Here is a 19,700-nt window from a genome sequence, read left to right on the forward strand (position 1 = left end):
TGCGCGCCGCTGGTCCGCGAAACGGAAAGTCGCTCGTGTCCGGGACAAGCGACACCGTAGGTGGAGCGCCGATCCGGGACTCGGGGAATACCCTTCCAGCCTCATCACTTCTGTTCAGCAGGAGCGCCAATCCATGACCCGCGCGCCGCTCTCGCTCAAGATCGCCGCCATTGGCGGGCTCGCCTTCCTGCACGTGCCGCTGCTGTTCATCCTGCTCTACTGCTTCACCACGGAAGAGAAGAGCTACGCCTTCCCCCCGCCGGGCTTCACCTTGAAATGGTTCGGCGTGGTGTGGGGGCGAGCCGACATCTGGGCTGCGGTGGGGCTGTCGCTGAAGGTGGCGACCATCGCCACCGTGTTGGCGCTGGTCCTCGGCACGCTGGCGGCCGGGGCGCTGGCGCGGGCGCGGTTCTTCGGCCGCGAGCCGGTCTCGCTGCTTTTCGTGCTGCCGATCGCGCTGCCCGGCATCGTCACCGGCATCGCGCTGCGCCAGGCCTTTGGGCTGATGGAGATACCCTTCTCGGTGTGGACCATCGTGCTCGGCCACGCCACCTTCTGCATCGTCGTCGTCTACAACAACGCCGTGGCCCGGCTGAGGAGGCTCTCGCCCTCGCTGATCGAGGCGTCGATGGACCTCGGCGCCGACGCCTTCCAGACCTTCCGCCTCGTGGTGCTGCCGAATATCGGCACGGCTTTGCTGGCCGGCGGCATGCTCGCCTTCGCGCTCAGCTTCGACGAGGTCATCGTCACCACCTTCACCGCCGGCCAGCAATCGACTTTGCCGATATGGATGCTGTCCGAACTCATCCGCCCGCGGCAGCGGCCCGTCACCAACGTGGTCGCCGTGCTCGTGATCCTCGTGACTTTCCTGCCCATCCTCGCCGCCTATTACCTCACCCGCCATGGCGAGGCGGTGGCCGGTTCGGGAAAATAGGAGACGCCCCATGACTGCCCTTTCCGATACCGAAATGCTGATCGGCTCCACCTTCGTCGCCGGCACCGAAACGCCGGAAACGGTGCTGAACCCGAAGACCGAGGAAACGCTGATCGAGCTGCCGGAGGCCTCACCGGACCAGATCGACGCGGCGGTGAACGCGGCCGACAAGGCCTTCCGTACCTGGTCGCGCACCACGCCGGCCGAGCGCTCCACCCTGCTGCTCAAGCTGGCGGACCGCATCGAGGCCGAAGCGGAATCCTTCGCCACGCTGGAGGCGCTGAACTGCGGCAAGCCGCGCCACGCGGTGCTGAATGACGAGCTTCCCGGCGTGGTCGACTGCTTCCGCTTCTTCGCCGGCGCGGCGCGCACCCAGCACGGCATGGTGGCCGGCGAGTACCTGGCCGGGCACACCTCGATGATCCGGCGCGACCCGATCGGTGTCGTCGCTTCGATCGCGCCTTGGAACTACCCGCTGATGATGGCGGCATGGAAGCTGGCGCCGGCTCTGGCGGGCGGCAACACGGTGGTGATCAAGCCTTCGGAGCAGACCCCGCTGACCCTGCTGAAGCTGGCCAGGATCATCGCCGACCTCTTCCCCGAGGGCGTGGTCAATGTCGTCGTCGGGCGCGGCGAGAGCGTCGGCAATGCGTTGATCAACCATCCCAAGGTGGCGATGGTCTCGCTCACCGGCGATATCGCCACCGGCAAGAAGGTGCTGACGGCTGCCGCCAAGACGGTGAAGCGCACCCATCTCGAACTCGGTGGCAAGGCGCCGGTCATCGTGTTCGACGATGCCGACATCGACGCGGTGGTCGAGGGGGTGAAGGTGTTCGGCTATTACAATGCCGGGCAGGACTGCACGGCCGCCTGCCGTATCTATGCCGGCGCGAAGGTCTATGAGAAGCTGGTCGCCGACCTCGCATCCGCCGTCTCTGGGCTGAAATTCGGCCAGGCGGATGATGGCGAGAACGACATCGGTCCGCTGATTTCGGCCCGCCAGCGCGCCCGCGTCGCCTCCTTCGTCGAGCGGGCATCCGAACTCAGCCACATCGAGATCGCCACCGGCGGCAAGGTCGCCGGCGGCGCGGGCTCGGGCAAGGGGTTCTTCTATCAGCCGACCGTGGTGGCCGGTGCGCTGCAATCCGACGAGATCGTCCGTCGCGAGGTGTTCGGTCCCGTGGTGTCGGTCACCCGGTTCACCGATGTCGACGAGGCGGTGGGCTGGGCCAATGACAGCGATTACGGCCTCGCCTCCTCGGTGTGGACCCGCGATGTCGGCCGCGGCATGGCCACCGCTTCGCACCTGCAATATGGCTGCACCTGGGTGAACTGCCATTTCATGCTGGTCAGCGAAATGCCCCATGGCGGCCTGAAGCAGTCCGGCTACGGCAAGGATCTCAGCGCCTATGCGCTGGAGGATTATACCGTGGTGCGTCATGTAATGGTTAGGAACGGCTGATTTCGGCCATTTCACCGCCGGCAGCCTGATGCCCTCCGACGCTTCGGCAATGGATGAGGGAATGGAGTATGATGATCTGGTGGCCGCGCGAATGTGATCCGCGCGGTCGGATTATGACACATAATTAAGTTGGAACTTTTCCTCATATCTGTTGTGTCGCAACATGGAAATTTCTGCTTCCGACGCAGCACAATGGGGGCTCGATGCGACGTGGAACCGGCTTGTTGCTGACCATCGCCGTTCTTGTGGGGGCTGGCTGGCTCGCGCATGAGAAGGGCTGGGTCGATGTTGCCGGCATTTTCGGTGTCCAGGGCGAGGCCAATGCCGCGGCCGAGCCGACGGCGACGCCACGGATTCCTGTCGAAGTAGCGCCGGCTCGCGCGGCATCGGTGACGACCGATATCTCCTCCATCGGCTCGCTGCAGTCCGACGAATCGATAAAGGTGGCGTCCGAGGTTGCCGGGCGCATTCAGGAAATCCGCTTCCAGGAAGGCCAGCATGTGAAAGCCGGCGAGGTGCTGGTGCAGCTCGACGCGGCGCTGGTGAAGGCCTCGCTCGACGAAACGGAGGCCCGGCTCGATCTCGCCGAAGCCAATTTCGACCGCGCCCAGCGGCTGCAGAAGACGGGGTCCGGCACCGCCCGGGCGCTCGACGAGGCGCAGGCGGAGTTGAATACCTCGCGCGCGCTGCTCAATTCCCAGCGCGTGCAGATTGCCAAGCATACCATCACCGCGCCCTTCGACGGGGTGGTCGGCCTGCGCTCAGTATCGAACGGCGCTTACATTGCGGTCGGCACCGAACTGGTCAATCTCGAAAAGATCGACACGCTGAAGCTGGACTTCAAGGTTCCCGAGACCCAGCTCTCCAGCATCGCCGAGGGCCAGACGGTCATCATCACGCTTGACGCGCTGCCTGGGCGCTCCTTTTCCGGCACGATCTACGCCATCGACCCGATGGTCGACATAAACGGCCGTTCGCTCAGCGTGCGGGCGCGGCTCGCCAACAAGGATCTCGTGCTGCGCCCGGGCCTGTTCGCCCGCGTGGTGGTGAAGGGAAGCGAGGCCCGGGACGCCGTCTTCGTGCCGGAAAGCGCCATCGTGCCACGCGGCCAGGAGCGTCTCGTCTGGCAGATCGTCGATGGCAAGGCTCAGCAGCTCAAGGTGCAGCTCGGCCAGCGCAGCAAGGGCGAGGTGGAGGTCGAAGGCGTGGCGGCCGGTGCCTCCATTGTGGTGGCGGGGCAGGGGCGCCTGCAAGCCGGCGCCGCCGTGGAAGTGGTGGCGCCGCCACCACCGGCGCCGCAGGGCTGAGGCCGCATCATGGGCATCTCCGAACTGTGCATCCGGCGCCCGGTCTTCGCGACCGTGCTGAGCCTGTTGCTGGTGCTCATCGGCATCGTTTCCTACAGCCGGCTGACGGTGCGGGAATATCCCAATATCGACGAGCCGGTCGTCTCGGTGGTGACGACCTATCCCGGCGCTTCGGCGAGCATCGTCGAGAGCCAGGTGACGCAGGTGCTGGAAGGCTCCATTGCCGGCATCGAGGGCATCGACGTGCTGGAATCCACCAGCCGTTCGGAATCGAGCCGCATCACCGTACGGTTCCGGCTGGAGATCGACCCGGACGTGGCCGCCAGCGACGTGCGCGACCGGGTCAGCCGGGTACGCCAGCGCCTGCCCGACGAGATCGACGAGCCGGTGATTTCCAAGGTCGAGGCCGACGCGCAGCCGGTGCTGTTCATTGTCTTCCGCTCGGAGAAGATGTCGCCGCTGGAACTGTCCGACTATATCGACCGCTATGTCGTCGACCGGTTCAAGAACATCAGTGGCGTCTCCGATGTGCAGATCTATGGCGAGCGACGCTATGCCATGCGCATCTGGATAGATCGCGAGCGGCTCGCCGCCTACAGCCTCACCGTCCAGGACGTCGAGGACGCGCTCAGCGCGCAGAACGTGGAGATCCCGTCCGGGCGGATCGAAAGCGTCGACCGCGAGTTCACGGTGCTGTCGCGTACCGGCCTGACCACGGTCGACCAGTTCAGCAACATCGTCGTCAAGCGGGCGGATGGCGCGCAGGTTCACATGAGCGACGTTGCCCGTGTCGAACTCGGTGCCGCCGACGAACGCCGGGCGAGCCGCTTCGACGGCGGCGCGGCGATCATTGTCGGCCTGATCAAGCAGTCGGTCGCCAATCCGCTCGATGTTTCCGCCGGTGCCCGCGCCGTGCTGCCGGCGGTGAATGAGAGCCTGCCGGAAGGCATGAGCGCCACCATCGGCAACGACAATGCGGTGTTCATCGACCGCTCGATCGAGGCGGTGTTCCACACCATCTTCGAGGCCGTGCTGCTGGTGGTTCTGGTGATTGTGGTGTTCCTGCGCTCGTTCAGGGCCTCGATCATCCCGATCGTCACCATCCCGATCTCGCTCATCACCACACTTGCCATCATGTACGCGCTCGGCTTCAGCGTGAACACGCTGACGCTGCTCGCCTTCGTGCTCGCCATCGGCCTTGTGGTGGACGACGCCATCGTGGTGCTGGAGAACATCTTCCGCCACATCGAGCATGGCATGAAGCCGATCCCCGCCGCGATCAAGGGCGCGCGCGAGATCGGCTTCGCGGTCGTCGCCATGACGATGACGCTGGCCGCCGTCTACGCGCCCGTCGCCTTTGCGCCGGGACGGACCGGACGGCTCTTCCTCGAATTCGCGCTGACACTTGCCGGCGCCGTCGTCATCTCGGGATTTGTGGCGCTGACACTCACGCCGATGATGTGCTCACGCCTGCTCAAGCACGAGGCGAAGCCGGGCCGGGTCTCAGCCTTCATCGAACGACGCCTCCGCGCATTGGAGACGGGCTACCGGCGCCTTCTCGGCGGGGCTTTGCGCGTGCGTCCGGTTGTGCTCGTCATGGCGCTCGCCGTCGCCGCCAGCAGCGTTTACTTCGTCATGGCCCTTCCGTCGGAACTGTCGCCGGTGGAGGATCGGGGCGTTGTGCGCGTGCGTGGCAGCGGGCCGGAAGGGTCGACGCTGGCGTATACCTCGCGCTACACCAACCAGATCGAAACCGTGCTCGAGAAGGCGCCGGAGATGGGGAGCGTGCTCATCATCAACGGCTTCCCCGAAGTGCACCGTTTCCTCGTCATCGGGCGTCTGAAGGACTGGAACGAGCGCGACCGCCGCCAGCAGGAAATCGTCCAGGAAGTGTCGCCGGAACTGCGGCGCATTGCCGGTATCAACGCCTATGCGAGCAATCCCGCTTCGCTCGGCGCCTCGAATAATTCACGGCCGATCGAGTTCGTCATTCAGACGTCGGCCACCTATGAGCAACTCGACCAATATGTCGACGGCTTCCTCGAACGCATCCGTGACTATCCAGGCCTCACCAGCATCGACAGCGACCTGAAGCTGAACAAGCCCGAGATTTCGGTCGCGGTGGACCGGGCCAAGGCGGCGGATCTGGGCATCGACATTGCGGTGCTCGGCCGCACGCTGGAAAGCCTGCTCGGTGGGCGCCAGGTGACGCGCTTCGAGGCGGGGGGCGAGCAATACGACGTCTATGTCCAGCTCGACGCCAGCGACCGTTCCTCGCCGACCACCCTCGACACCATCTATCTGCGTTCGACAAGCGGGGAGATGGTGCAGCTCTCCAACCTCGTCACGGTGCGCGAAAGTGTGGCGCCGCAGGAGCTGAAGCGCTTCAACCAGCTGCGCTCAGCCACCATTTCCGCCAATTTGGCGCCCGGTTTCTCGCAGGGTGAGGCACTTGCCTTCCTTGAGCGGACCGCACGCGAGGTGCTGCCGCAGACCGTGCAGACCGACGTTGCCGGCCAGAGTCGCGAGTTCCGCGCCGCCGGGCAGAGTCTGGCCGTGGTGTTCCTGCTGGCGCTGGGGTTCATCTATCTTGTGCTGGCGGCCCAGTTCGAGAGCTTCCGCGATCCGTTAATCATCATGATCACCGTGCCGCTGTCGATGACCGGGGCGCTGGCGGCGCTGTATTTCACCGGCGGCTCGCTCAACGTCTACTCGCAGATCGGGCTGGTGACGCTGGTGGGTCTCATTACCAAGCACGGCATTCTGATCGTCGAGTTCGCCAACCAGCAGCAGGAGGCCGGGCTTGACCGCCGGACCTCGGTGATCGAGGCGGCGGTGCTGCGCCTGCGGCCGATCCTGATGACCACCGGCGCCATGGTGCTGGGCGCGGTGCCGCTGGCATTGGCGAGCGGCGCCGGCGCGGAGAGTCGGTCGCAGATCGGCTGGGTCATCGTCGGCGGCATGACGCTGGGCACGCTGCTGACCCTGTTCGTCGTGCCGGTGGTCTATTCGCTGATCGGGCGTGTCCACCACACCGCCCATGCCGAGGTCGCGCCGGGCGTCGTCCACACCCCCGCCGAGTAGGAATCTCATTTCGCGTCCGTTTGCTGGGCCCCTTCACGGCGGGCGAGTTCTCTTGCCGTCTCTATTTGATCGACCAAAAATACAGGCATTCCTCGCACAGCTCGCCGTCCTCACAATAGGGGCAAGTGTTTTCGTATGGGTCGGCCACCCAATGCCATAGTCGCAGGATAAAATTCAGCATGTATGCTTTTCACCGCGATAACAAATTGTTGTGTGTACATTCGCGGTGCATTTGGTTGAGAGTATGGTGCGAATATTTCTGCGTTATGCGATAATGTTTCCGAGTATTACTGGCGAGAGTTCGTCAAAGCTGCAACGGGGTCGAGGCGGGACGCGTTTCGTGCCGGCAGGTAGCCAAAGGCGATGCCGATGAGGCTGGAGCACGCGAAAGAGCCGACGATCGAGGTGGTCGAATAGACGAGGGTGAAATTCGAGCCGGCGAGCGTGAAGGCGGCGCCGAAGGCCAGCGCCAGAGCGATGCCGGTCGCGCCGCCGAGCAGGCACACCATCACCGCCTCGGTGAGGAATTGCTGCAGGATGTTGCTCCGCCGCGCCCCGACCGCCATCCGCACCCCGATCTCGCCCACGCGCTCCGACACCGAGACCAGCATGATGTTCATCACTCCGATGCCACCGACCACCAGCGAAATGACGGCGATGGCGGCGATCAGCACGGTCATCGTCTGGGTGGTGCTGGTGATGGTGCGGCGGATGTCGTCGGTGTTGATGATGAAGAAGTCCTTGTTGCCGTGGCGCTGGGTGAGAAAGCGCGTCACCGCCTGCTCGGCATAGGCGCTATCGACCTCGTCCTGGATCTTCAGGGTGATCGAGCGCAGCGAGTTGGAGCCGAGGATACGGGTCTGCACGGCCGTATAGGGCAGATAGAGAGAAAGGTTCTGGCTCGATCCGAACCCGCCTTGCTGCGCCTGGATAACGCCGATCACGCGCGCGGGTACGCTGCCGACGAGCACCACAGCGCCGATCGGCTCGACACCCACCTCGTCGAACAGGGCCTTCCTGGTGTTCTCGTCGATGACGACATCCAGCGCACGGGCGGCGACGCTCGATGCGTCGAAGAAGCGGCCGCGGGCGAGCCTGGTCCCCTTGGCAGCGAAGTACTGCTCGCTGACGCCGTTCACCAGCGCGTTCGCCTCCTTGGCACCGAAGCGCACCGTGCTCTGGGTCGAGACGGTGGGGGTTGCGGCGGCAACATAGGGCTGCCGCGAGAGCTGGTCGGCATCGGCCACCACGAGGCTGGTGATGCGGCCCGAGCGGGTGTCGCCAAAATCCTTGCCCGCGAAAATCTCGATCGTGTTGGTGCCGAGCCCGCTGATATTGGCGAGTACCTTCTGCCGCGAGCCTTCGCCCAATGCCACCACGCACACCACCGAGGCGATGCCGATGACGATGCCGAGCATGGTGAGCCCGGTGCGCAGCCGATGTGCGTTCATCGAGCGCAGCGCCATGCGGAATGCCTCGCCGAACTGGCCGAGCGCATGGCGCCAGCCCGGCGGCGAGGCTGTCCGTGCTTTGGCTGCCGGTGCTGTCCTCGCGGTCGGCGCGGGGGCGGGGCCGGTGCGGCGGTCATCGACGATCCGGCCGTCGTCGATCTCGATGATGCGGCGGGCTCGCGCCGCCACGTTCATGTCGTGGGTGACGATGATCACCGTGCGGCCCTCGGCGTTGAGTTCGCCGAGGATCTTCAGCACCTCCTCGCCGCTCTGGCGGTCGAGCGCGCCGGTCGGCTCGTCGGCGAGGATCACGTCGGCATCGTTCATCAGCGCCCGGGCGATCGAGACGCGCTGCTGCTGGCCTCCGGAAAGCTGGCCCGGCCGGTGGCCGAGCCGCGTCCCCATGCCGAGCCGCCCGAGCAGCGCGGCCGCGCGGGTCCGGCGCGCACCCGCCGCGAGCCCGGCATAGATGGCCGGCATCTCGACATTGCCCAGCGCGGTCAGCTCGGCGAGCAGGTTGTAGCGCTGGAACACGAAGCCGAAATGCTCGCGCCGCAGCGCCGCCAGTTCGTCCGCCGAGAGCCGCGCGACGTCGCGGCCGGCGATGCGGTAGTGCCCCCCGCTCGGCCGATCGAGGCAGCCGAGGATGTTCATCAGCGTCGACTTGCCCGAGCCCGAGGCGCCGACGATGGCCACCATCTCGCCGGCATGTATGGTGAGGTCGAGGCCCTGGAGGACCTTCACCGTCTCCTCGCCCGAGACATAGACGCGGGTCACGTCGTCGAGCGCGATAAGCGGGGTTCCGGCGGGCGCCCCGCTGGCCGCTTTGTGGTCCATGCTCATAACCCCATCGGCGGCGGACCGGGCATGCTCGAGGCGGAGGGCGCCACGCTGGCGGTATCCCCCGTCACCACGCGCTCGCCTTCCGACAGGCCGGCACGGACCTCGGCGACGGTCTTGTCGTTGAGCCCGATCTCGACCGAGCGGGTCTCGACGTGTCCGTCGGAGCCGAGCACCCGCACCTCGTAGCGCCCGTCGGCGCCGCGCGCGCCGAGCGCCATGGCGGGGACGGTGAGCGCATCCCGCGCGGTGCCCACGACGATATGCACCTCGGCGGTCATGTAGGTCCGCAGCCGCCCCTCCGGGTTCGGCACGTTGAGGATGCCGTTGTAGTAGACGGCCGAACTGCTGCTGGAGCTGCTCGACGACGTCGAGGTACTTGTGCCGGAGGAAAAGCTGTCGTCACTCTTGATCGATTCCGGTGCCGGCTCGATGAAGGCGAGCTCGGTCTTGTAGCGTCGGTTGCCTTCGCCGATGATGGTGAAATAGGCGGGCTGCCCGGGCGCCGTGCGCACCACGTCGGCCTCGGATATTTCGGCCCGCACCGTCATGGTGTCGAGCTGGCCGAGCACCATGATGGTCGGCGCCGACTGGGTGGCGTTGACCGTCTGGCCCTGCTGGCTGACGATGGCGAGAACGGTGCCGTCGATGGGCGCGGTGATGCGCGTATAGCCGAGATTGGATTGCGCGTTCTCGACTGCGACCTGCGCCTCGATGATCTGCGCCTTGAGCTGCTCGATCTGTGCCTGCGTCGCCTTCACGTCGGCTTCGGCCGCTTCGAAATCGGCCTGCGAGACGATCTTGCTCGTCACCATGGAGGCGCGACGCTGAAGGATCAGCTCGTCGCGATGCAGCAGGGCCTCTTTCTCGGCGAGCTGCGCGCGCACATTGTCGAGCGCCGCTCGCGCGGTGCGCAGGGCGTTGTCCTGCAAGACGGAATCGATCTCCGCCAGCAGGTCGCCGGCCTTCACTTTCTGGCCGAGCGCGACCGCGACGCGGGTGATGCGCCCGGACGCCTGCGCGCCGACGGCGACCAGCCGGGCCGGTTTGAGCGTGCCGCTGGCGAGCACCGCCTCTTCCACGTCGCCGCGCGCCACCGACGCCGTCACCAGCGTGGAGGCAGGGTTCCCGGTCCATTGGCCGCGCGCGCCGTAGATGCCGGCGAGCAATGCCAGGACGGCCGCGAATAGGACCGGCGTCAAAAGTCTGCCCTTCACCATTCCTCACTCGGTTCGTGTCATCGGCGCTGGCGCCGACGAACCGCGCTGGAGTAGCGCGGTCGGATTGCCGGCCTGTTGCCGGTGCTCCCGGTGAGGCACGAGATTTGTTGCCCAGCGTTGCCTCCATCCGAGCAGCAACGCTGGTTTGCAAAAGTCGCGGCGTCGGAATGGGCGGGGCAGCGCGTTGCCGGCACCCGGCAGGGAGACGCCGGCGAAGCCGGAATACGCGCTGATAAGACCGCAACGTACGCCGATCGGAAACGCACGTGCCGTCTTGCGCTCGGACGGAATGGACCCGGCCTCCCGACGGCGCCGGCCATTCTGTCCGCATCGGCCGCTGTTTCGGCAGCGGAGCGTCGCGCGAAGTTAACGCCGCGTTAACCATGAGGCGGCGATTCTGCCGGACGGCGCGGTTCGTGGCGCCTCCCGGCGGAACCGAGAATTTTCGATGCGACGGCGCCTTTCGACCATACGCGGATCCGCCGCCATCGCCCTGTTCGCGGGTCTCGCCATCCTGCCGGCCGCCGCCGAGGACATCAGCTGCCAACTCACCGCCACCGCGCTGCAGTGCGGCGGCACGGCGAGCGGCGATGATTCAACCGCGATCGGCGACGACGCCCAGGCGACACAGGCCGGCACCACCGCCGTCGGGCAGGGCTCGCGTGCCTTCTCCGACAATGCCAGCGCCTTCGGCCAGCTTGCTGTGGCGAACGGCGTGTCCTCAACGGCCGTGGGCTGGAGCGCGACCGCCAATGGCGAGGCGTCCACCGCGACGGGGCAGGGCGCCGTCGCCAATGGCGAGTTCTCGTCAGCCTTCGGCAGTGCCGCGAACGCCAACGGTACGCAATCGACCGCGCTCGGCCAGAACGCACTCGCCAATGGCGCCGACGCCACTGCCGTGGGGCAGGGCGCGCGCGCCAACGCCGCGGCGTCGACCGCCATCGGCCAGGGGGCGGTCGCCAACGCGCAGGATGCGACCGCGCTGGGCGCCGGTGCCACCGCCAATGGCGTCGGTGCCACGGCCCTCGGGCGGGGGGCTGTGGCCAATGCGGACAACGCGACCGCTCTCGGCTTCGGGGCCACCGCAAACGGCGCCGGCGCCACCGCGCTCGGCCAGAATGCGGTCGCGGCCGGGGCCAGCTCCACCGCCCTGGGTCAGAACGCCAATGCGTCGGCCTCCCAGTCCAGCGCTATCGGTTACGGGGCCATCGCCTCCTATGAAGGCTCGACCGCGATCGGTACCGGTGCGACCACCAGCCGGGCCAACCAGATCGCACTGGGAACCGGCGGATCGACCTACACCATGGCCGGCCTGACATCCGGTGCCAGCCGTGCCGCGCAGAGCGGGGCGGTGCAGGTCGTCACCACCGACGCCGCCGGCAATCTCGCCAGCGCCAATGCCTCGGAGCTTTTCGACCTACGCCCGGTAATGGCCGAGATCGACCGGGTGAGCGAGGGCGTCGCCATGGCGATGGCGATGGACACGCCGCCGCTGCCGACCGGCAAGAACATGGCGCTGAGCGCGCAATGGGGCACGTTCGGCGGACAGAACGCACTGGCCCTCTCCAGCATCGCGCGCATCCACGAGGATTCCTTCTTCATTACCGGAAGCATCGGTCTCGGTCTCAACGAAGGCACGGTCGGCGGCAAGGCCGGCGTGCTGTTCGCGTGGTGATGCCGATGCGACGCGCCGCCCGCCTCCTGAGCATCGGCCTCCTTTTGGCGACGCTTTCGCCGCCTGTCGCGCACACGCAGGGACGGCCCGCCGACGCGATGCCACCGCCGGCCGTGCTGCTCGCGCTGCTGCGTGGCACGTTGACGGCGCTCAATCAGGCCAATGTGACCGGCAATTATTCCGTGCTGCGCGATCTTGCGGCGCCGTCCTTCCGCGATGCCAATTCGAGCGCGGCCCTGGCCGACCGCTTTCGCATCTGGCGTGAAAACCGGCTCGACTTCGCCGCTGTGCTCCTGCTGGACGCGAAGCTTTCCGGGGTGCCGGCCATCGGGCCGGACGGCGTGCTGCGCCTCAGCGGCTATTTTCCCACCGCGCCGGTGCGGATCGGCTTCGATGTCGCGTTCGAGCCGGTAGATGGCCATTGGCGGCTGGGTGCCATCAAGGCCGAACCGCTTGAGCCGCAGCCCACCGGCACGGTGGTCGGCGCCCCGCCGGCGAAACCCATCGCGGTGGCGGCGAAGCCCAGCCCACCGGAAGCCGCGCCGACCAGTCCGGCGCTGTTTGAACTGCCCGCGGCCGCGACGCTCGGCATTCCGCTCCCCCCTGGCGATCGTCCGCGCGGCTAGCGCGCCCAGATTCCACAAGACAGGTCGCATCGCGGCAGCGTGACGGCCGTCACTGCGGCGCGGGCACCGTCGGGTAGCCTTCCAACGGCCCGGCCGGCACGGTCGGCGCGTCCTTGCGTGCAACCGGCGCCGTGGGCGATGCCGCCCTTGGCGTGCGTGCGGGTTCGGGCGGTGGCGCTGCAGCGCCACCGGGTCCGAAGGCCTCCGCCGGGTAGATGAGCGGGCCGCCGACCCGGCCGATGTCCGTCGGCACGGGGAGGGGGCGCCCATAGGGCTGCCAGCTGCGCGGCAGGAAATATCCATTGATGGTGTAGCGATACATGACCCGCAACAGCGAGGCTTCCGTCGCCCCGGTCTGGCACAGGCGCAGGCGCACCGAGAGCACGCCGCGATCTCCGGTCACGACATTGACCCGCTCCTGCGACTGAATGCGTTGCCAGGCATACATGCACAGGTCCCGGCCGCTCCCGCGCCCCAGCGCGTAGCCGAACGGGCCATAGCGGTTCTGGACGAAATACGTCGATGGCCGCATGTCGACGCCCGGCAGCGCGCGCTCCATCTCCTCCGCCAGCGCGTCATCGCCGAGGAAGCTGTCGGTCTTGATGTTCTCGTCACCTGTGCGGCCCTCGACCGGCCCGAAAAAGGTGACGTCAAATGCGTTCTGGCCGGGGGTCAGCGCGTCGGTGCCGAGCATCACCTTCTGCTGGAGCGCATTGGCAAAGCGCGTCTCGATGACGCCGACGACGCGCGGTCCGCCGGGCTGTGGCAGGATCAGCGCTTCCGCGGCGGGAACTTCGATCGTCATGGTCGCGACGACCGGAGCGCCGCCGCGTGTCGTCACGCAGCCTCCCAGCAGCAGAAGGCAGCCGGCGCCGACAAGCGCCCGGCGAAAATCAGGCGTGCGCGAGGCGGCGTCACGCCCCCTCTCGCGCAGCACGTGGTTGCCAGCCATGTCGACGTTTGGACGAGTCATCGGGAGCGGGTCGGATCGAGGAACGAATCAGCCATTCCCGCAATCTAGCGCCCCTGCGCCGCAGCAGAAACGGTCAAACATCGGACAAGATGTTCTACGATGTCGAGCGCCAAGTTCGTCTCGTGGCTTGCGGCCGCCGAGTTCACAACGTAAGAGCCATCGCTTCTGGACGATCGGGAGAGCCGTCAAGACAATGAACAAGAAATGGCTTGTCGGTATTTGGGTAGCCTTGGGCGTTACGGCAGCGTTCATCATAACCTTGCCGGTTAACCTCCAGGCGCAGCTTGTTACAGGCTGCATTGTGATTCTACTAATTGTTTTTTTGAAAATATTTGCTCCCGAGGGGGTGCCGCGCATGGTTGCGCTCACTCTCGGCGTCGCGATGGTGTCACGCTATGTCTATTGGCGCACGACCTCGACCTTGCCTCCGGTCGAGGATCTGAGCAATTTCATCCCCGCTTTGCTCCTTTACGTCGCCGAGATGTACAGCGTGACCCTGCTGGCGCTCAGTCTCTTTGTCGTCTCGGCGCCCCACCCGCCGCGCACGGCACCCGCGATTGCTCCCGGGGCCGAGCCGACGGTGGATATTTTCGTGCCGAGCTACAATGAAGACGTGGGCTTGCTCGCCACCACGCTGGCCGCTGCGGTCGCCATCGACTATCCGAGGGACCGCTTCAAGGTCTGGCTGCTCGACGACGGCGGCACCGACCAGAAATGCGAGCAGCACGACCTTGCCGCCGCACGCGAGGCGCAGACGCGGCGGCAGACATTGAGCGAGTTATGCAGCCAACTCGGCGTGAACTACCTCACCCGGCCGCGCAATGAACACGCGAAGGCGGGAAATCTCAATCACGCTCTTGGCCATTCGAGCGGCGAACTCATCGTGGTGTTCGACGCGGACCACGCGCCCGCGCGTTCGTTCCTGCGCGAGACCCTCGGTTATTTCAACGAGAATCCCCGGATATTCCTCGTCCAGACGCCGCACTTCTTCATCAATCCCGATCCGGTCGAACGCAGCCTCGACACCTGGCGCCGCATGCCGTCGGAAAACGAGATGTTCTACGGCGTCATCCAGCGCGGCCTCGACCGCTGGGGCGGTGCGTTCTTCTGCGGTTCGGCCGCTGTCTTGCGGCGCGAGGCCCTGCGGGAAACAGGTGGATTCGCCCATTCCTCCATCACCGAGGACTGCGAAACCGCCCTCACCCTGCATGCGCGCGGCTGGCACAGCGTCTATGTCGACACGCCGTTGATCGCCGGGCTGCAGCCGGAGACGTTCGCCAGCTTCATCGGCCAACGCTCACGGTGGGCGCAGGGTATGTATCAGATCCTGCGCTTTCATTTTCCGCTTTTCCGGTCCGGTCTGACGTTCGCGCAGCGCGTCTGCTACATGTCCAGCATACTTTTCTGGTTCTTTCCATTTTCGCGGGCGATATTTCTGATATCTCCATTTTTTTACCTGTTTTTTTCCTTGGAAATATTCAACGGATCCGGTGCCGAATTCGTTGCCTATACGTCCGTATACATCCTGATAAATTTGTTCATGCAGAATTATCTTTACGGAAGATACCGGTGGCCCTGGTTCTCCGAACTGTATGAATACATACAGTCGGTTTATCTTCTGCCCGCCCTTCTGTCGGTGATGATCAATCCGAAGAAACCGACCTTCCGGGTGACGGCCAAGGGCGAGACGATCGACGAGAACCGCATCTCCGAGATCGGCATTCCGATCTTCGTTATCTTTGTGGTGCAGATCGTCGCCGTGTTCGTCACCTTCTGGCGGATTGCAGCCGAGCCATACGCGGCCGATATCACCATTGTCGTCGGCGCGTGGAACCTGCTCAACCTGATCATTTCGGGCTGCGCGCTCGGCGTCGTCTCCGAGCGGGCGGCAAAACGGCACAGCCAGCGCATAGCCGTCTCGCGGCGGTGCAGCCTGTTGATCGACGGGGTCGAGGTCCCTGCCGTCATCGAGGACGTGTCGATGGGTGGGATACGGATACGCACGGAGTTGCCGCCGGAGGCCAATGCGGCCATCGGCATGCATGGCGTGGTCCGTGTGACCCCCCCTGACAAATGCCTCAGCGACACGTTGCCGGTCCTTGTGCGCAATGTCGCTCACGACGGGGACGCGGTCGTGCTTGGCACGCAGTTCAACGCGAGGAGCGCCGCACACTATCAGCTGATCGCAGACCTCATCTTCGCCAATGCGGACGAGTGGAAAAAATTCCAGGCTTCGCGGCGGAACAATCCGGGCGTGTTCAGGGGGACGCTGATGTTCCTCATGATCGCGAGCTATCAGACCCTGCGCGGGCTCGCCTATGTGACGCAGATCGAAAAGCTCTCACGTCGCTTCGGGCACAAGGCCGCCGTGGCGGCGAGGCGCACATGAGGACCGCTCGGCACCACGGGCTCGGCGGCATCCGCCTTGCCGCGCTGATGTTCTTGGCCTCAGGGCTGATAGCGCAGGCGGCTGCCGCGCAGACGGTGTTCGACATGCGGGCAGAAGGCCCCGCGCCCATGGGCGCGGCGGTGCAACCCGCATTCGAAGCCGACGGCATCGGCGCCGGCGAGACCCGCACCCCTGCCTTCCAGATGCCGGACGGGACCGGCCAGCCCGCCGACGCCATGGTGGCGCCGGCAACAGCGGCACCGACGGGCGCGCCCTTCAACATGCAGTCGACCGGTGCCGCCAAGGGGCCGGCCGGCGCTCCCGCCGCGCGCTCGCCCGAGGTTGCGGCTCCCTTCCAGATGGTCCCGGGGCAGCCCGCTCCCGTACCGGCGCGGCCGCCGCGCACGGAGGCGGCCGCGCCGCGCACGCCGGATCGCTTCATTGTGCCGATCCAGCGTCTGCGTCTTGAGGGGGAAGCGGAATCGTACGGCTGGGTGACCTATTTCACCCAGCAGGAGGCCGAGCGCCCCGCCACTCTGCTGATCGGCTATAGCACCTCGATCTACGTCATGCCGGAACTCTCGCGGCTTCGCGTCACGATCAACGGCCAGTTCGTCGCGGACCTGCGTATCGCCTCGCAGGGAACGACACAGGTGGCGCAGGCCATCCCCCCGGCGTGCTGCACGCCGGGGGCAATCTCATCCGCTTCGAGATGCATGCGGTGCATCGCACCGACTGCTCGGTCGATTCGACCTATGATCTCTGGACCGATTTCGACAACAGCCTGACCGGGGTGGCGTTTCAGGGCGGTCCCGGCGCACCTCCCGCCATGATCGACGACCTTCCCGCGATAGGTGTCGACGCGCAGGGCACCACCCGTATCCGCTTCATCCACGACGGACCGATCGAGCCGAGCTTCAGCAAACAGATGCTGTTCGCCGTCCAGGCTCTCACCTTGCGCGGGCGCTATCCCCACCCCGTCGTGTCGATCGTCGCGCCGGACGCCGGCCCGGCGCCGACCGGGACGCTGAACGTGGTGCTAGGCTCGCCCGAAGATCTGCGCGCGGCGCTGGCCGCCCCCCCGTCGATCGCGTCCGGACAGCCGGTTCTGCGGTTGGTCAACGACATCCGGGCGGGCGGCCCCGCTCTCGTGCTCGGCGGTGAAACGGAGCAAGCCGTCATGGCGGCCATCGAGCGGCTCGTGGCGGGTGTCGAGCGGTCCGACGACGAAAAAATGTCGATCTCCAGCGCCTACGCGCCCGACGCGCCCTTCTTCACCGGGGCGCGGTCCGTCCGCTTTTCGGAGTTGGGCGTGCCGACGCAGGAGTTCGCCGGTCGCCGGCTCCGAATCCGCTTTCCCGTCGCCCTGCCGGCGGATTTCTATGGGGCGGCCAACGGTCAGGCGCGCATATTGCTCAATGCCGCCTACGCCCCGAGCGTGCGTCCGGGCAGCCAGCTCTCGGTCTATGTGAACGGTTCGCTCGCCTCTTCCTACGTTCTTACCGGGCAGCATGGCGGGTTGATAGAGTACAAGGAAATCAACATCCCGCTGACCCATTTCCACGCCGGCATCAACCGGGTCTGGATGGAGATTCTGCTCAACGTCGATTCCGACGAGACTTGCGAACCCGGCGCTACCCTTGTCAACCAGCAGCGCTTTGTCCTGTTCGATTCCAGCGAATTTGTCATGGACGACTTCGCGAGGATCGGCACGGAACCCAATCTGGCGGCGTTCTTCGGCCGGGGCTATCCCTATTTCCGCCAGGCCGAGCCGATCGCGGTGGTGATGCGTCACGACGCTCCGACGGTCGCGACCGCCGCGACGCTCATGGCCCGCCTCGCTCTGTTTCATGAGGGCACGACACGGGTCGATACCGCGCCGCCTCCTGCATCGCTGAAGAGCCGTCCCGTTCTCTTCATCGGCGAGATCAACCGCATTCCCTCCGAGGTCCTGAACCAGGTGGGAATCGTGAATGCCAGCAAGATACGCTGGATTTCCGAGCGCGATGGCGGTGGCGCGGAGCCGGGAGGCACGCCGACCGCTGCCGGAATGGGGGCGAACGGCCCCGTCGCGCGCTCGCCGATAGCTTTGCCGATGCTGGACACGGCCGTACGCGTGCGTCCGGCATCGGGCGACGAGGACATCTATGACCGCTGGCGCGACGAGGTCACCGGAGAGACCGGATTAAGCGCGGCGCTCCTTCGTTTCGAGAAATGGGTCAAGGATACCTTCGATATTTCGCTCGGTTTCCCGGGAGCCGACAGCGAATCGGCACCGTTCAACCCGCCGCCAGGCACCTCGGTGCTGGTGGCTCAGGGCTTCGCGCCGAACAGCAATGCGCTGTGGACGCTCGTCACCGGTCATACGGCGGAAAGCCTTCTTGCCGGCTTTCAAGATTTCACCGTGGGAGAATACTGGCTGAAGCCGTTCGGCCGGGCGGTGGCTTTTGATGCGGCAACCGGGCAGATGGAGATTCGCACGCCCAGCAGCAGGCGATTTGTCGTGACCCAGCCTCTCGGGCCGTCCAATCTTCGGCTCATCGCGGCGAACTGGTTGTCGCTGAACATTGTCACTTATGCGCTGGTTCTGGTCCTATGCTGTATCGCGTTTGCCGTCATCACCAGCCTGCTGCTTCGGCGCTCTCCGCGTGGCGGCGGGTGAGGCGGTGGGTCAATCGCGCCCTTATCCTTGCAGGCCTGCTGCTCCCGGCCGTTTTCGCCCAACCGTCCGCCGTGCACGCGCTGCCTCGGTCGGCCTCGCTCGCAGCGGACGACTGGGCGGCCTATCGCGCGCGCTTTGTCGACCCGAGTGGCAGGGTGGTCGACGATGCGAATGGCGGCATCAGCCATTCCGAGGGGCAGGGCTACGGCATGCTCCTGGCCTATCTCGCCGGTGACCGCGGCAGCTTCGAGCGCATCTGGAGCTTCACCCGCACCGAATTGCTCATTCGCGACGACGGGCTTGCCGCCTGGCGCTGGGACCCGGCCGCGGACCCGCACGTCACGGACATCAATGTCGCAAGCGATGGCGATATCCTGATCGCCTATTCGCTCGCGCTCGCCAACCAAGCCTGGAACGAGCCCCGCTACAAGCGGGCCGCTACCCGCATCGCCCAAGCGCTGGGCCAGCAGGCGGTACGCCGCGAGGGCGGGCGGCTGGTGCTACTGCCGGGCGTGACGGGCTTCTCTGCTTCCGAACGCCAGGACGGGCCGGTGCTCAACCTGTCCTACTGGATTTTCGAGGCCTTCCCCGTCCTGGCCGTCCTGGCCCCGGATGTCGACTGGACCGGCCTTGCCGCGTCGGGCCGGGAACTGCTGACTCTGGCGCGGCTCGGCCCCGCGCAGCTCCCGCCGGACTGGCTGTCCGCGCCGGCCAACGGCCCGCTGGTGCCTGCTTCGGGCTTCGAGCCGGTCTTTGGTTACAATTCGTTAAGGATAGATCTTTACCTTCTGCGCGCAGGCATCACCGGCACCGACGTTCAGAAGGCTATCAGAAACAACTGGTTCGTCGCCAATGGGGGGGTGCCCGCGATTGTGAACATCCCGACCGGCAAGGCCCTGGCAAGGCTGTCGGAGCCCGGCTACCGGATGCTGGCGGCCACGCTCGCATGCGCTGTCGACGGAACGGTCATTCCTGCGGATCTGCGCCGGTTGCAGCCGACGCACTACTACCCGTCGACCCTGTACCTGCTCAGTCTTTCGCTGGTGAGCGAGAAATATCCGAAATGTCTTTCCTGAG

General features: G+C 66.0%; 13 protein-coding genes. 10 read left to right on the forward strand and 3 right to left on the reverse strand.

Going from position 1 to position 19,700, the window contains the following annotated elements:
• Nucleotides 1-133 precede the first annotated feature (133 nt).
• The 4 genes from KHC23_RS01675 (at nt 134) to KHC23_RS01690 (ending at nt 6,787) form a co-directional block, all read left to right on the forward strand.
• Nucleotides 134-934, forward strand: a complete 801-nt coding sequence (locus KHC23_RS01675; RefSeq protein ID WP_213368720.1) for an ABC transporter permease — start codon at nt 134-136, stop codon at nt 932-934.
• Between the two features lie 10 nt (nt 935-944).
• Nucleotides 945-2,396 carry a gamma-aminobutyraldehyde dehydrogenase gene (locus KHC23_RS01680; protein ID WP_213368722.1) on the forward strand — a complete coding sequence of 484 codons (1,452 nt, stop codon included), beginning with the start codon at nt 945-947 and terminating at the stop codon, nt 2,394-2,396.
• Between the two features lie 203 nt (nt 2,397-2,599).
• Entirely contained in the window at nt 2,600-3,703 is a 1,104-nt protein-coding gene (locus KHC23_RS01685) for an efflux RND transporter periplasmic adaptor subunit (RefSeq protein ID WP_246543968.1), read from the forward strand.
• A 9-nt stretch (nt 3,704-3,712) separates the two neighbouring features.
• A complete protein-coding gene (locus tag KHC23_RS01690) occupies nt 3,713-6,787 on the forward strand; it encodes an efflux RND transporter permease subunit (protein WP_213368724.1) in 3,075 nt (1,024 codons plus the stop codon).
• 287 nt (nt 6,788-7,074) lie between these two features.
• Here the strand turns inward: KHC23_RS01690 and KHC23_RS01695 are convergent, their stop codons facing one another.
• Nucleotides 7,075-9,075: a MacB family efflux pump subunit gene (locus KHC23_RS01695; RefSeq protein ID WP_213368725.1), complete on the reverse strand. Its 2,001-nt coding sequence runs from the start codon at nt 9,073-9,075 to the stop codon at nt 7,075-7,077.
• A gap of 2 nt (nt 9,076-9,077) precedes the next feature.
• Nucleotides 9,078-10,298 carry an efflux RND transporter periplasmic adaptor subunit gene (locus KHC23_RS01700; RefSeq protein WP_213368727.1) on the reverse strand — a complete coding sequence of 407 codons (1,221 nt, stop codon included), beginning with the start codon at nt 10,296-10,298 and terminating at the stop codon, nt 9,078-9,080.
• Between the two features lie 448 nt (nt 10,299-10,746).
• On the opposite strand from KHC23_RS01700, the gene KHC23_RS01705 reads away from it, so the two are divergent.
• Together KHC23_RS01705 and KHC23_RS01710 are read left to right on the forward strand one after the other, a co-directional pair.
• Complete coding sequence (locus KHC23_RS01705) at nt 10,747-11,973, forward strand: YadA-like family protein (RefSeq protein ID WP_213368729.1); 1,227 nt, start codon at nt 10,747-10,749, stop codon at nt 11,971-11,973.
• Between the two features lie 5 nt (nt 11,974-11,978).
• Nucleotides 11,979-12,599 (forward strand): hypothetical protein, encoded by a 621-nt coding sequence (locus KHC23_RS01710; RefSeq protein ID WP_213368731.1) that lies wholly within the window; start codon nt 11,979-11,981, stop codon nt 12,597-12,599.
• 49 nt (nt 12,600-12,648) lie between these two features.
• Here the strand turns inward: KHC23_RS01710 and bcsN are convergent, their stop codons facing one another.
• Nucleotides 12,649-13,551: a cellulose biosynthesis protein BcsN gene (gene bcsN / locus KHC23_RS01715; protein ID WP_246543969.1), complete on the reverse strand. Its 903-nt coding sequence runs from the start codon at nt 13,549-13,551 to the stop codon at nt 12,649-12,651.
• A 214-nt stretch (nt 13,552-13,765) separates the two neighbouring features.
• Here bcsN and bcsA point away from each other — a divergent pair, with 214 nt between their 5' ends.
• From bcsA to KHC23_RS01730, 4 genes are read left to right on the forward strand one after another with little or no spacing between them, the layout of a single operon-like run.
• Nucleotides 13,766-15,961 carry a UDP-forming cellulose synthase catalytic subunit gene (gene bcsA, locus KHC23_RS01720; protein ID WP_213368733.1) on the forward strand — a complete coding sequence of 732 codons (2,196 nt, stop codon included), beginning with the start codon at nt 13,766-13,768 and terminating at the stop codon, nt 15,959-15,961.
• Nucleotides 15,958-16,749, forward strand: coding sequence for a cellulose biosynthesis cyclic di-GMP-binding regulatory protein BcsB (locus KHC23_RS24825; RefSeq protein WP_373878532.1), 792 nt, complete (start codon nt 15,958-15,960; stop codon nt 16,747-16,749). Before bcsA ends, KHC23_RS24825 begins: the two co-directional genes overlap by 4 nt.
• Nucleotides 16,683-18,623 carry a cellulose biosynthesis cyclic di-GMP-binding regulatory protein BcsB gene (locus KHC23_RS01725; RefSeq protein WP_373878533.1) on the forward strand — a complete coding sequence of 647 codons (1,941 nt, stop codon included), beginning with the start codon at nt 16,683-16,685 and terminating at the stop codon, nt 18,621-18,623. Before KHC23_RS24825 ends, KHC23_RS01725 begins: the two co-directional genes overlap by 67 nt.
• Nucleotides 18,620-19,699, forward strand: a complete 1,080-nt coding sequence (locus KHC23_RS01730) for a family 8 glycosyl hydrolase (RefSeq protein WP_373878540.1) — start codon at nt 18,620-18,622, stop codon at nt 19,697-19,699. Before KHC23_RS01725 ends, KHC23_RS01730 begins: the two co-directional genes overlap by 4 nt.
• Nucleotide 19,700 lies beyond the last annotated feature (1 nt).

Source organism: Ancylobacter dichloromethanicus, assembly GCF_018390645.1.
GTDB lineage: Bacteria > Pseudomonadota > Alphaproteobacteria > Rhizobiales > Xanthobacteraceae > Ancylobacter > Ancylobacter dichloromethanicus.